The sequence below is a fragment of the Neobacillus sp. PS3-12 genome, from assembly GCF_030915385.1.
Classification (GTDB): Bacteria; Bacillota; Bacilli; order Bacillales; family Cytobacillaceae; genus JAEVLT01.
In genome coordinates, this window is record NZ_CP133268.1 from 5185876 (window position 1) to 5198690 (window position 12815).

At 34.4% G+C, this 12815-nt stretch carries 15 protein-coding genes; 10 read left to right on the plus strand and 5 right to left on the minus strand.

What is annotated here, in order from left to right; all coding sequences use genetic code 11:
- Positions 1-9: 9 nt before the first annotated feature.
- Entirely contained in the window at positions 10-627 is a 618-nt protein-coding gene (locus RCG17_RS25985; protein ID WP_308172905.1) for a YitT family protein, read from the minus strand.
- 188 nt (positions 628-815) lie between these two features.
- Here RCG17_RS25985 and RCG17_RS25990 point away from each other — a divergent pair, with 188 nt between their 5' ends.
- A complete protein-coding gene (locus RCG17_RS25990; RefSeq protein ID WP_308172906.1) occupies positions 816-1064 on the plus strand; it encodes a hypothetical protein in 249 nt (82 codons plus the stop codon).
- Positions 1065-1106: 42 nt separating this feature from the next.
- On the opposite strand, the gene RCG17_RS25995 is transcribed toward RCG17_RS25990, so the two are convergent.
- Positions 1107-1925: a GDSL-type esterase/lipase family protein gene (locus RCG17_RS25995; protein WP_308172907.1), complete on the minus strand. Its 819-nt coding sequence runs from the start codon at positions 1923-1925 to the stop codon at positions 1107-1109.
- Between the two features lie 179 nt (positions 1926-2104).
- On the opposite strand from RCG17_RS25995, the gene RCG17_RS26000 reads away from it, so the two are divergent.
- Complete coding sequence (locus tag RCG17_RS26000; RefSeq protein ID WP_308172908.1) at positions 2105-2530, plus strand: universal stress protein; 426 nt, start codon at positions 2105-2107, stop codon at positions 2528-2530.
- A 114-nt stretch (positions 2531-2644) separates the two neighbouring features.
- Here RCG17_RS26000 and RCG17_RS26005 read toward each other — a convergent pair whose 3' ends face one another.
- A complete protein-coding gene (locus tag RCG17_RS26005; RefSeq protein ID WP_308172909.1) occupies positions 2645-2851 on the minus strand; it encodes a methionine aminopeptidase in 207 nt (68 codons plus the stop codon).
- Between the two features lie 314 nt (positions 2852-3165).
- Here RCG17_RS26005 and RCG17_RS26010 point away from each other — a divergent pair, with 314 nt between their 5' ends.
- The 4 genes from RCG17_RS26010 to RCG17_RS26025 all read left to right on the plus strand — a co-directional run bounded on the left by RCG17_RS26010 (position 3166) and on the right by RCG17_RS26025 (position 5983).
- Positions 3166-3339, plus strand: a complete 174-nt coding sequence (locus RCG17_RS26010) for a hypothetical protein (protein ID WP_308172910.1) — start codon at positions 3166-3168, stop codon at positions 3337-3339.
- 149 nt (positions 3340-3488) lie between these two features.
- Positions 3489-3836, plus strand: coding sequence for a PadR family transcriptional regulator (locus RCG17_RS26015; protein ID WP_308172911.1), 348 nt, complete (start codon positions 3489-3491; stop codon positions 3834-3836).
- The gene (locus RCG17_RS26020; RefSeq protein ID WP_308172912.1) at positions 3817-4452 is read left to right on the plus strand and encodes an HAAS signaling domain-containing protein; all 636 of its coding nucleotides are present in this window, start codon (positions 3817-3819) and stop codon (positions 4450-4452) included. Before RCG17_RS26015 ends, RCG17_RS26020 begins: the two co-directional genes overlap by 20 nt.
- A gap of 67 nt (positions 4453-4519) precedes the next feature.
- Complete coding sequence (locus RCG17_RS26025; protein ID WP_308172913.1) at positions 4520-5983, plus strand: DUF4153 domain-containing protein; 1464 nt, start codon at positions 4520-4522, stop codon at positions 5981-5983.
- A gap of 118 nt (positions 5984-6101) precedes the next feature.
- Here the strand turns inward: RCG17_RS26025 and RCG17_RS26030 are convergent, their stop codons facing one another.
- The gene (locus RCG17_RS26030) at positions 6102-6893 is read right to left on the minus strand and encodes a TIGR00266 family protein (RefSeq protein ID WP_308172914.1); all 792 of its coding nucleotides are present in this window, start codon (positions 6891-6893) and stop codon (positions 6102-6104) included.
- A gap of 355 nt (positions 6894-7248) precedes the next feature.
- Between RCG17_RS26030 and RCG17_RS26035 the strand changes: the two genes are divergently transcribed.
- The 4 genes from RCG17_RS26035 (at position 7249) to RCG17_RS26050 (ending at position 12071) form a co-directional block, all read left to right on the plus strand.
- Entirely contained in the window at positions 7249-9063 is a 1815-nt protein-coding gene (locus RCG17_RS26035) for a TIGR04190 family B12-binding domain/radical SAM domain protein (RefSeq protein WP_308172915.1), read from the plus strand.
- A 100-nt stretch (positions 9064-9163) separates the two neighbouring features.
- The gene (locus tag RCG17_RS26040) at positions 9164-9490 is read left to right on the plus strand and encodes an ArsR/SmtB family transcription factor (protein ID WP_308172916.1); all 327 of its coding nucleotides are present in this window, start codon (positions 9164-9166) and stop codon (positions 9488-9490) included.
- Positions 9491-9777: 287 nt separating this feature from the next.
- The gene (locus RCG17_RS26045; protein ID WP_308175961.1) at positions 9778-9978 is read left to right on the plus strand and encodes a cold-shock protein; all 201 of its coding nucleotides are present in this window, start codon (positions 9778-9780) and stop codon (positions 9976-9978) included.
- 212 nt (positions 9979-10190) lie between these two features.
- A complete protein-coding gene (locus RCG17_RS26050; RefSeq protein WP_308172917.1) occupies positions 10191-12071 on the plus strand; it encodes an MASE3 domain-containing protein in 1881 nt (626 codons plus the stop codon).
- A gap of 99 nt (positions 12072-12170) precedes the next feature.
- Here RCG17_RS26050 and RCG17_RS26055 read toward each other — a convergent pair whose 3' ends face one another.
- On the minus strand, positions 12171-12701 hold the full coding sequence (locus RCG17_RS26055; RefSeq protein ID WP_308172918.1) for a hypothetical protein: 531 nt from the start codon (positions 12699-12701) through the stop codon (positions 12171-12173).
- Positions 12702-12815 lie beyond the last annotated feature (114 nt).

Consider the following 12815-nt stretch of genomic DNA (forward strand, 5'->3'; position numbering starts at 1 on the left):
TGGATCTTCTCATTTTTTTCGCCAGTTTGGATGAAGAATAGTAAGTTTTGGAAGCTTTAATCCATAAATAAAATCAATAATATTGGTCGAGAGAAATTGACAAATGACTGCGTAAATGACAATTTTATAATCAATAATAAGGGCAGTTAAAGAAAAAATTAACAAATTAATCCCCATCATTACTTTTCCAGGGCTCCATTTCTTGTATGAGGCAATCATAAGTGCAGGAATAACCATTCCCCCACTTGAAGCACCAGCTCGAATAAGTGTACCTACCCCAATACCAAAAAATAGGCTTCCTACCAAGATATCAAGAAAAATGTGGACATGCGGTAATGTCATTTGAGATGTTAAAAGTGTTATTGTCATTGAAGTTGTTGCAACGGAAATAATCGTTCTTAATGTCCATGTATATCCAAAATAGTTTAAGGCAAAAAAGAGAAAAACAATATTTGCCAGCCATAATGAAAACCCTAAAGATAAATGGAACCAATGGTTTAATAATAAAGCTAAACCTGCTGCACCGCCTGAAGGGATTGAGTGTGGAAACAAAAACAAGGACATCGACATTCCTTGTAAGAAGGCACCAAAAAGCAAACAGAAATAAATGAAGAGTTTTTTTTTCATAAATTAACTGAAATAATCCGAAAAAATAAGTATAGATGCCACAAAAATTCCTCCCCTTCCTTGTCCATTTTATGTATGAAGATTATTGTTTATGTTGTTTTTTTATCATGCTGTCGGGTTCTTGAATTCTTGGTTTTAATAGCAAAAAATCCAATATGGAGCATACAATTTATGGGGAGGCGATATGGATGAGATTCGACCAAGTGCGCAGGGAATTTAAAAGGACGCTCTGGGGAGAGGAACTGGATAATGAAAGGTATAGTAACCCTGTTGCTTCTTCCATAGAATTGGGGTTTTCGCATCAATATGAAGGGAAAAAATATTCTTGTAAAAATTGTGCACAAGAGTATGAAGAGAGTATGATTTTAAATACAATACAGGGGAATTATTGTTCAAAATGCCATCAAATCTTATTTACCTGTCGTGATGGAAAATAACCTGATTAAAGAGCACGCTCCTATATAAAAGCGTGCTCTTTTTTAAACAGATTCTTTTCTATATTGATGTTTAAATTGATAAATCATTTGCTCTGAGATTGCTGTATAGCCATCCGAATTAGGGTGAACACCATCCGAGGAGAGATTTTTTAATTTTTCTCCGTTAATTACTTTGGTTGTTTCCACAACAATTGAAGAAGAATACCGATTGGCAACTTCGTATATGTTTAGGTTCCATTTTGGCAACAACTTATCAGCAATTGAGTAATATTGATCCGAAGGGGATAATGGATTATACAATTCTAAAAATACGATCGTTGCTTTCGGGTTCAATTGATGAATTCTTGCTGCCATTCCAGACAAGTTATTTGAAAAATTGGATTCCAATTGATCAAATTTTTGAATAGCGTTATAAATATTACTGTTGTTAACCATATGAAGGATATCATTTCCGCCAACATTAATAGTAATGATATCTGACTTTTTAATTTCCACATCAAATCTGCCAGATTGAACTAAAGAATTAAGTTCACTACTTGTAATTCCATTAATTCCTTCGTTTTGAAATAGAATCCTTTTTTGTGTTTGTAATGCTAATTTGTTTGAAAATTGGTAGACTAGATCTTTATGTTGTTCCGCTCCTATTCCGTGAATAATTGAATCACCAATGGCAAGATGGTAAATTTGCCGTCCCTTTTCGTGTCGGAAATAGTTAAGAAAAGATACTTTATTAGGATCAGTATTTACTTCGACTGTCTGGCTTTTCAATTTGTGAATTTGATATTGAGGATAAAAAAGCCATCCAGCTGCTGCAATGCATAGGAACAGCCCAAGCGCAAAGAGGTATTTTATACTTTTCATTTTTTCACTCCTGATACTCCTATTATAACAATTATAACTATAAATAATAATCGGGTTGTTTTTTCCATTGTTTGCACGCATTATAATATAATAATTCCGATGATGAAAAATTTCCATAGTACCAAAAAAATAGTGTTACAATAAATGTATAGGTCAAAATTACGTTTGGGGGAGTACATATGTTTAAAAAAATTCTGGTGGCTATGGACGGTTCTGATATGAGTACAAAAGCATTTGAAACTGCTTTACTTTTAGCTGGTGAACACGAATCGATGTTAAGCTTAGTTAATGTTGGGAAAAGCCTAGCTATTCCCCAAGGAATGGTAATTGATTCAATTGATGATGTATATGATTCAATGCGAAAAGAAGGGGAAGATTTGCTTAGCAAAGGAAAATGGCTGGCTGAATCACAGGGAATAACGGTAGAAACGCACTATGTGGAAGGTGATCCAGCTGCACAAATCATAAAGCTGGCAAAAGAAGGCCATTTTCAATTGATTGTCATTGGCAGCCGTGGATTAGGACCTTTTAAGGAAATGATGCTTGGAAGTGTCAGCCATAGAGTTTCACAACTTTCCCATTGTCCTGTTTTAATAGTAAAGTAGACTTGGAGAATAATATTAAAGACTTCATTAAAAAATCCGTTTTCTAATAATTAGAAAACGGATTTTTGTTAAATTTTAAAGTCTATACTAACATTTGAGATAGGGAATATGGTTTTATCTTGTTTGCTCCCACTCCTGATATAACCCGCTGCCCTGACATCCTGGGCATTCATATGAGTTATAATAGGCGAATTCATTGTACGGATATATCGTGTATCCGCGGCCTTGGCAATCGGGGCACTTGCCCTGATCCTTCATATTAGAAACATAGTTTTGGTATTTATTTTCTTTCCACTGATTATACGCATTTAATAATCCCATTACATCACCTCGTTTTTTTAGTATGGAGAATAAATGGAATATTTATACAGAAGTGCTTTTAGGGGGGAAATGTTTATTCTAATCCATTTGTCACTCCAATATTTTATCAAAAAAGTATTGTGAGTGTATTCTTGCTATATTTTATGTAAATTTTATATGGGATGTGACATTGTTTTCGTTAGTTGTAATGAATACCAATATAATAAAAACTTAGATTAAGCATTCTTGCACTAAGGTTTCGAACAAGAAAATATGAATGATTTGATCGAAACTTCTAATACTAAGCATAAAAAATAATTGGAGGAACAAGCAAAATGGAAAAAATGAATGAAGAGGCAGCACCGAATAATAATTTATCCTCAGTCACGATTCAAACATCAAAACAATTAATTGGGAATAAGGCTCAACATGAATTTTCAGAAGAACTTTCCGACAGCGGTGAAAGGGACAAGATCATTCAAAAACAGGTGAGAGATAAACGACTTTAAAAAAATTAAATGGTAAACCATTTAATTATTTTTCCTAATTCCGCAGGTCAACAAAAAAATCCTGCGGAATTTTTTTGTAAATGGATTTACAAATTTTTTTATTTGATATAGAATTTCTATATACCTAATAAATCTAGGTAGGTGATAAAATGTTTAATCGTGAATTGGTAAAAGGTAGTACATCCTTAATTTTGCTTCAGCTCTTAAACGAACGAGATATGTACGGCTATGAGCTTGTTAAAGAACTGGAACAACGCAGCGACAATGGTTTAAGTGTAAAGGAGGGAACATTGTATCCAGCTTTGCACAAATTGGAAAAACAAGAATATATCGAATGTTATTGGCGAGAGCAGGAAAAAGGTCCAGCTCGAAAGTATTACCGAATCACAAAGCCAGGAAAAGAGCTTTTGCTCGAAAAAACCCGGGAATGGCAAGATTTTGTTCAAGTCATGAACAAAGTAATGGGGAGATCAAATCATGGACCAGCTGAAGAATAAGTTTTTAGATGAGCTGTCTATTGGATTAGGAAAACATAAAGATAAAGAAAGTATTTTACTTGAGTACGAGACTCATATTGACGAGATTATTATTGAAACCATGTGTGATAAAAAGGAAGTAACGATGGAATTACTCGTTTCCAGACTTGGAGAACCTTTTGAAATTGCTAAGATATGGGAAGAAGAGCTCTCGTATACTCCAAGTCGAATGAAATGGCTTTTTATTCTTTTAAACGTGGTTCTTTTCGTTGGAGGCAGCTTGCTTACATTGATACATAATCTTTATGAATGGAAATGGATCTCCATCATCTGGAACCACTTAACAGCAATACCGACGATTATTGCTATTGTCTATCTCTTTTTTTGGGGAATATTAGGCTATGAAATAGGCAGGGGATTCGGTCATGGGGGAAAAACATTGTTACGAAAAACCTTTTTATTTTCGCTTATCCCTAACCTGCTCCTCATGGTTTTAACTGTATGTAATATCATTCCGCATGAATGGTTCGAACCGTTATTAACTCAATCTTTTATTATTGCTTGTATCATTTTTACCATTATCCTTTATCCGATTTGTATACTTGGGTACCGATGGGGAAGAAGGGCATCGATATAAGCAATTTTTTTTACTATTATACATAGAAAAACTATGTATATAGAATTAGAATGTAGGGGGCGTTTTTATGGAAAAGGTAATTAGTAAATCAGATTGGCTGTTTTTGATATTTTGTTTTTTGCTGGGCATTTTTGCGGAAGAATCATTTTTTCGTGGGAATGAAATAGGGATCTCATACCTAATATTTGTTGTCGCTTTTTATAGTGTTTTTTATTGGAGGTTTCGCCGTTTTTCCTTTTCACACCAACGTTTGGGATGGTTAGTCCTAATATGTATCTGGCTTCTGGCACTTGGTTATTTTACACATCATACAACGTTCTTTTGCGTTTTGAATGTTTTGATAATACCCATATTGGTTATGTTTCACCTTTTATTAATTACAAGTTCAAACTATATGAAGTGGAATAAGCTGTCATTTATAACTTATGGTTTTTCAAAATTATTAGAAGCACTCAAATATAACTGGTGGGTTGCTACTGCTCTACCATTGAATGCTAAAAAAGGAATGGAACAAAGTAATTTAATGGTTATAAAGAAGGTAATCATAGGTCTCATTCTTTCTATTCCGATTTTGGCAATAGTCTTGGCACTTTTAATGTCTGCAGACTTAAAATTTAAGCAATTGGTGGAAGGATTTCCGAATTGGTTTCATGTAATAAGCGCTGAAACGATAGCAAGAGTCTTGATTATCTTGATCATAACTGTTTTATTTTTTGGAATTCTCCAGGTTCTATTATTGAGACAAAAAAAGATTATCGAAAGCCAAACAAAAGTGTTTCCATTTCAAATTGATCGGATTATTGCTTTAACTTTTTTGGTCGTTTTGAATCTTGTCTATCTGTTATTTACGTTTGTACAATTTAAATATTTTTTTGGCGGAACATTGCAAGGGGATTTTACGTTTGCACAATACGCTCGAAAAGGTTTCTTTGAACTTTTGTTTGTTTCCGTTATTAATTTGTCTGTAGTTACAGTGATGCTAACTTTTGTAAAGCAAGAAACACTCATCCTTAAACGTCTTATACAAATAATGTTATCCATTCTTGTTCTTTTGAGTGCTGTCATTCTCAGTTCTGCTTTTCTTCGCCTGGGAATGTACGAGAATGCCTATGGATTTACATTTACGAGAATTCTTGCACACACATTTATGATTTTTCTAGCAATCGTTTTTGCCTATACATTCATTCAAATTTGGATAAACAAATTATCGCTAAGTCATTTTATGCTGATCACAGCACTCGTATACTATGCCGTTATCAATACCGTGGATTTGGACCAATTAGTTGTCAGCAGGAATATTGATAGATTTAAAGAAAGTGGAAAAATAGATATTCAATATATGAATTCTTTGTCTTATACAGGAATTTCAGGTTTAATTTATCTTTATGAGAAAGATCCAAACATACCAGATTTAGCAGCAACACTTAAACAAAGACAGGATCAATTTAATCTTGAGGAGGGGTCATGGCAATCGTTCAACCTAAAAAGACAGCAGGTTAAGCAGGAACTTCAATATCTCAAGCTAAATTAGTCAAGATTTTTATTGAAAACAATTCGTTCAAGTTACTGAAAATTTTGCGTAAATAAAAAGGGGGAGCGTACCATACCTAAGAAGTAATGGGACGCTTCCCCTTGAATAAGTTAGTTCTTTAATCCCCATCAAACATTTCAAATAACCCTCGGGTAATACTTCCCTCATCCTTTGAACCGCCACGTTGCGGAGCAGCAGCAAAAACACGGCTTGCAAGTCGGCTAAATGGCAAGGACTGTATCCAAACAGAGCCAGGTCCTCTTAGTGTCGCAAAGAATAATCCTTCCCCGCCGAAAAGGGCTGTTTTGACCCCTTTGACAAATTCAATATCATAATTGACACTACTTGTCATCGCAACTAAGCAGCCTGTATCAACTCTCAAGGATTGACCTGGAAGAAGATCTTTTTTAATAATGGTACCACCTGCATGCACAAATACTAAACCATCACCTTCAAGCTTTTGCATGATAAAACCTTCACCGCCAAAGAAACCGGCACCAATTTTACGCTGAAATTCAATGCCAATAGAAACGCCCTTTGCTGCTGCTAGAAAGGCATCTTTTTGGCAGATAATTTTCCCGCCTAAAAGACTTAAGTCCATAGGGACAATTTTTCCAGGATAAGGGGCAGCAAAGGAAACTCTTTTCTTTCCATGTCCATGGTTTGTGAAGGTTGTCATAAACAAGCTTTCACCCGTAAGCATCCGTTTACCTGCGCTAAAAAGTTTACCCATCAAGCCGCCGCCGCCGCTATTGGACCCATCCCCGAAGATAGTTTCCATAACAATATCATCATCCATCATCATGAAACCGCCAGCTTCAGCCACAACTGTTTCTTGCGGGTCTAATTCAACCTCAACAAATTGCATATCGTCGCCGTATATTTTGTAATCAATCTCGTGATTGTTCATGAAATCCCTCCTCGAAATGATCTATGTATTTATGTTTATTTTAAGTGAAATAGGTAAAATATGCTATCCATAGTATTTAAAATAAAAAGACACCTGAAAACAGGTGCCTTTGTCGATATTGAGGCGAAAAACCACACTCCACATAGTGCGTTCCAAAAAAGGAATGTTTTTCGGCTTACACAATTCAGCTCATCGCTTTATTAATATAACATGGGATCAACAAAATAACAAGCCTATAAACAAAGTGAAAATAGTAGATGATTTTAGAATAATTAGAATTTCTGTAAAATTTAATTGCCATTTTTTGATATAAAATAAGAGTGAGACTAAATATAGGTAAATGGAAGGTGATCGAATGATTTACGACCTGGTTCTGTTGCATCCGCCAACAGTTTATGATTTTAGGAAAGAAATGTTATTTACCGGTCCAATTAGCGATGTCGTCCCTTCATCACCCGTTTTTGAGATGTACCCAATTGGTTTAACAAGCATCGGCGATTATCTGGAACGTTTTGGACTAAAAGTTAAGATTGTTAATATTGCGAACAGAATGCTTCTTGACGAAAGGTTTGATGTTGAAAGAAAAATTAAAAAGCTTAAAGCAAGAGCATTTGGGATTGATCTGCACTGGCTGGCACACGCACATGGCAGTATAGAATTAGCGAAAATTGTTAAAAAATACCACCCTGAAACACCAGTCATTTTTGGCGGGCTGTCATCAACGTATTTTCATAAAGAACTTATCCAATATCCATGTGTAGATTTTGTCGTTTGCGGCGATACTACTGAAAAATTAATCCTTCTTCTGTTAAATAGCCTCGAGAAAGAGAGCACTCACGAATTTTCTAAAATCCCTAATTTAACCTGGAAGAGCGATCATCAATACTATTATAATGAAATGACTTACGTTCCGAACAGCCTCGATGAATTTGACTTTCCAGGTTATCGCTATGTTATTAGATCAGTATTTAAATATTTTAATTTATTAGACCCATTACCGTATAAAGGCTGGATTCAGTACCCTAATACAGGAATCCTTACATCAAAAGGCTGTACTTATAATTGCCTAATTTGCGGTGGTTCTAGGGATGCATACTCAATGAACTGCCATCGTAAGAAAATCGTAATGAAATCACCAAAAAAAATGATTGAGGATATTGCTTTTATCCAAAGATTTACCAGGGCTCCCATTTTTTTATTAAATGATATCCGTCAAGGCGGAAAAGAGTACGTAGAAGAGTTCTTTAGCGGTTTGGAAAAAATGGAACTAAAGGATGAGCTTGTTTTTGAATTGTTCAACTATGCAGATGATGGTTTTTTTAAACGGCTCCATAAGGCAATCCCTAAATATAGTATTGAACTGACACTTGAATCAGGTGATGAGAACTTAAGACGGTTAAACGGCAAACTTCCATGTACGAATGAAAAAATTGTTGAAACGTTGAAAGCAGCTTTAAATAATGGTTGTTCGAAAATAGACCTCTTTTTTATGATAGGCATACCTGGACAGGATTACCAGAGTGCCTTAAAAAATGTAGATTTTTGTGAATATATTCACAAAAGATGTGGAGAGGATCAAAGAATATCCTACTTTATAGCACCCCTTTCACCATTTCTAGATCCTGGCAGTCCGGCATTTGAAAATCCTGAGCAATATGGTTATAAGAAATTTTGTAATACGCTAGAGGATTTTCGGCAAGCCGTAAGACAGCCGTCATGGAAAAACATGCTAAGCTACGAGACCACATCAATGACAAGAAAAGAGATTGTTAAAGCAACCTATGACTCGGCAAAAAAGCTAAATCAATTCAAATTTGACCATCATATCATAGATAAAGCAGTGTATGAAGAGGTAAACCATAAAATATTAAAATCGATAGAATTTTTGGAAAGAATAGAGGTATTGTCATCTCTTCCACTCGAGGAACAAAAAAGAGAGCTTGCCAGTATTAAAGAAGAAGTTGAATTTATTAACCGTCATAGTATCTGTGGGCAAAACGAATTAAAATGGGAAGTAAAAAAACTATTTGCTAATATGCCTTCATTAACCTATATTGGACTCGAATTATTGGTAAAGGAAATAGCAAATAGTTTGAAATGCAAACTTGGAAAAGTTGACCGGCATATGGTTTCAATTGGTAATTCCAAAGTTACAACACAACACAAATAATATACCATTGAAGCAATCAAGCCAATATTTGTTAAAAATTTCTCAAAAAGTGTTATAGTATTAATATCATCTAGGAATAGGAACGAGGGGGAAGTAAAGATTGAATCTTGAAATGCAACGTTTTAAGGCAGAATTTTTTAAGGCACTTGCACATCCATTAAGAATTCGAATTCTCGAATTACTATCGGAAGGGGATAAAAACGTAAATGAGCTTCAATCTCTGATTGGTAGTGAAGGCTCTGCTGTTTCGCAGCAATTAACCGTTTTAAGGTCCAAGAACATTGTTTCCGGCACAAAGGATGGTAATAAGGTGGTTTATTCCTTAAAGGATCCGATGATTATTGAACTTTTGGCCGTTGCAAGACATATATTTAACAATCATCTTGTAGACACCATCACGATGTTAGATAAATTTAATGACGACTAAAAGAAGAATTAGGAGTCTAATAAAGGTGATTTTTTAAGGGTGGCAATCTAGGATTGCTGCCTTGATTTTGTTTGATTAATAGTATAGATGTTCTTGTTTTACCTTGACATTCTAACTAAAAAATGTTAAATTTGAAGGAGCCGTTGCACGTGTTAGAATTTATGCATCAAGCTTGTTCAAAGTTTAACCAAAGTTTGGATAAAGTAATGAAAGTAAAGCTATCAACGTTGTTAATTGGTGAATTTTACACATGGCTTTATGTTAAGCCAATAGGAGGAAGTTTTTACATGAAAAACGGTAAAGTAAAATGGTTCAACTCTGAAAAAGGTTTCGGATTTATCGAAGCTGAAGACGGAAACGACGTATTCGTTCATTACTCAGCTATCCAAAATGAAGGTTTCAAAACTTTAGAAGAAGGTCAAGAAGTTTCTTTCGACGTTGTTGAAGGCGCTCGCGGACCTCAAGCAGCTAACGTAGTTAAAAAATAATGGTGATGTAACCGTTTTATAACAGTCTGGCAAATACGCCAGGCTGTTTTTTGTTATTCCTATCTTCAGAGATTTAAATATTTAATATAAAATTATTACTTTTTATATTTATAATTTTAAAAATAAACAAAAAATGGTAATATTTTAATTGTAATACTAATAATAATTTAACCGCTAAAAGAAGGTAAATGGACTGGGAAGTGGTGGTGAACTTGAAAAGACTGACAAGATGTGAGAGACTAGTTTTCATTTTTGTTGTGACAGCGTTCGTTATGGCTGCTGCTATTACTATTTTCAATAAGGAATTAGATATTTTAGTATATAGTCCTAAAAATTCTGTTGGGCTGCACTTAATCTTGGAATTCATAAGTATCAGTATTTCTTTTTCAATCTTTACATATGGCCTGAGAGCATTTGTAAATTCTCAGTCAAAGCAATTAGTTTATTTATCGATTTTATTTTTGGTACTAGGCTCAATTGATTTTTTGCATGCGTTTTCATTTGAAGGGATGCCGTTTTTGTTTGGAGAAAGTTCAACGAATAAAGCAGCATGGTATTGGATTATTGCTCGATTAACAGGAGGGATCTTCCTTATTCCCGCGATGATTCTTTCAGAGGAGAAAATATCTAAGGTCACCAGAAATGTGCTGCTCATCATGGGAATCCTTTATGTTGCAGTTATTACCTTTGCCGTAACCTTTTTTGAAAAAAGCCTTCCTACATTAATCTTAAATGAGGGAGGATCAACATCCCTCCAAAAACAGCTTGAGATTATTGTCATCAGCCTTCAAATAATTGTAATTATTTCGAGTGTTGTCCAATATCGAAACAAAAAGAAGGAGATATACCTATATGTGGCTTTGGCCATCTTTTATTTATTGTTTTCAGAATATATGCTAGGTGTTTATAACAGCTTATTAGATGTGTTTTACTGGGCAGGACATTTATACAAGGTTATCGCTTATACCTTTATTTTAAGGGGTGTTTATTTTTATTTTATCGATGAGGTAGCGCTGAAGGAACAAAACCTTATTAATGCAAGAAAGGAATTAGATCAAGTCATTCAGGAACAACATGGTCTTATTTTCAAGATAATCAAAAGTAATAAAGGTTTTATCCATACACTATGCAACGGTGATCTTCTTAATCAGCTAGACATTCCGATCGAAAGACTCAGCAAGAAAAGTATCATTGCCCTATTTCCTGAAAGCGAAGAAATGATAATAAATTTTTATCATTTAGTTTGGGATTTAGAGAAAAAGGTGACTTTCGAATTACATGAAAATAATCTAAATTTATATTTCACCTTAAAACCAGTTTTTAATAATGGGAAAATTAGTGAGATCATTGGAACTGCAGTTGATCTTACAAAGCTTAAAGAAATGGAAGCGCAAATCAGGGAAAATGAGAAATTAAGTGTTTTAGGGGAATTAGCTGCTGGAATTGCTCATGAGGTACGAAACCCTTTGACAACTCTAAAAGGTTTTTTACAGTTAATTAAAGCTGACCGTAACCTTTACGAACCATCATTCGTTGAACTGATGTTAACCGAAGTCGATCGTATTGAGATGATTACTGATGAATTTATGTCGGTAGCAAGGCCGCATGCTCATCTATTTAAAAATGAGGATATCCTCGAAATCATTCAGTACGTGGTAAAGTTTATGCAGCCACAGGCTCTCCTAAAGGGCGTTGATATTCATCTGAAATCTTGTGAAACTTTGCCTGCACTTGTATGTGAAAAAAATCAATTAAAGCAAGTGTTTATTAATTTAATTAAAAATGCAATTGAAGCGATGCCAAAGGGTGGCAATATTCACATTGAGCTTAAGAAAAAAAAACTGGGTTTTGTTGATATCAACATCAGGGATGAAGGAATTGGAATACCAGAAGACGTAGTGGAAAAGCTGGGACAACCCTTTTTCACTTTAAAAGACGGCGGAAATGGATTAGGTCTAATGATGTGCCGAAAAATAATTGAGGCACATAATGGACTAATGGAGATAAAAAGTAAGATTGGTGTAGGAACAACCTTCATCGTTAGTTTGCCTTATGAAAATGAGATTGAAAATCTTGAAAATAAGTATAATTGACTTTTTACAGTATTGTTCTTGTTCAAAGTTTTTATGAATGACAAAAGGAATCGTAATTTTGAGAAAACTGATATAGTTAGCATCAGTTCACATTAGCGGCTAAACGATCCCATTGTGCCGCTTTATTTTTCTTTCAATGTAATGACCAATAAATGCTAATAGTAGTCCAATAAACAAACCGGAAAATACGGGGCTGGAAAGAAGATTCAGCGGTAAATTGTGATCATTTGGTATGAAATTGAAATGCCAAAAAATCCCCAGGTCCATTCCAAAAGTGAAACCAAACAAGAATCCTACAAGCTGGTATTTATTATTTATTTTCCCTTCTAAATGGGAATTTATTGAAAATGCCCTGTTATAGGCCTGCCACATCGAAAAGCACCAAACAGAAGGATAAAAGATCCCCCATTGATAGTTGATAATATTATGGGCTTTTGTAAAGTCCCCATGAAAAGATTCCATAATGGACAAGTTCAAATGAGATATTGTATTTACTCCAAGCTCCCAAATCATAAAAATAATTCCTAAAAAGTATTGTTCATTATAGATTTGTCCAAAACCAGGTAGAGTAAAAGACCATAAAAGCGCTGCTATTGGGGATTTATATTCCTTTATTTTTCTATCTTCCATTTATTAACCTCTTAAGTAAAACAAAATTGTTATTTCGAAAAAGCAAATGAGCTCTCATCATTAATAATTTCCAAAAAATTGGAATTTATATCTCTGAACAAAAAATGAATGTCG

Bases quoted from the DNA above. Each gene is read 5' to 3' on its own strand.
- RCG17_RS26010 (WP_308172910.1), top strand. From the start codon at position 3,166: ATGGAAAAAATGAATGAAGAGGCAGCACCGAATAATAATTTATCCTCA.
- RCG17_RS25985 (WP_308172905.1), bottom strand. From the start codon at position 627: ATGAAAAAAAAACTCTTCATTTATTTCTGTTTGCTTTTTGGTGCCTTC.
- RCG17_RS26000 (WP_308172908.1), top strand. From the start codon at position 2,105: ATGTTTAAAAAAATTCTGGTGGCTATGGACGGTTCTGATATGAGTACA.
- RCG17_RS25995 (WP_308172907.1), bottom strand. From the start codon at position 1,925: ATGAAAAGTATAAAATACCTCTTTGCGCTTGGGCTGTTCCTATGCATT.
- RCG17_RS26025 (WP_308172913.1), top strand. From the start codon at position 4,520: ATGGAAAAGGTAATTAGTAAATCAGATTGGCTGTTTTTGATATTTTGT.
- RCG17_RS26020 (WP_308172912.1), top strand. From the start codon at position 3,817: ATGGACCAGCTGAAGAATAAGTTTTTAGATGAGCTGTCTATTGGATTA.
- RCG17_RS26015 (WP_308172911.1), top strand. From the start codon at position 3,489: ATGTTTAATCGTGAATTGGTAAAAGGTAGTACATCCTTAATTTTGCTT.
- RCG17_RS26030 (WP_308172914.1), bottom strand. From the start codon at position 6,893: ATGAACAATCACGAGATTGATTACAAAATATACGGCGACGATATGCAA.
- RCG17_RS26045 (WP_308175961.1), top strand. From the start codon at position 9,778: ATGAAAAACGGTAAAGTAAAATGGTTCAACTCTGAAAAAGGTTTCGGA.
- RCG17_RS25990 (WP_308172906.1), top strand. From the start codon at position 816: ATGAGATTCGACCAAGTGCGCAGGGAATTTAAAAGGACGCTCTGGGGA.
- RCG17_RS26055 (WP_308172918.1), bottom strand. From the start codon at position 12,701: ATGGAAGATAGAAAAATAAAGGAATATAAATCCCCAATAGCAGCGCTT.
- RCG17_RS26035 (WP_308172915.1), top strand. From the start codon at position 7,249: ATGATTTACGACCTGGTTCTGTTGCATCCGCCAACAGTTTATGATTTT.
- RCG17_RS26005 (WP_308172909.1), bottom strand. From the start codon at position 2,851: ATGGGATTATTAAATGCGTATAATCAGTGGAAAGAAAATAAATACCAA.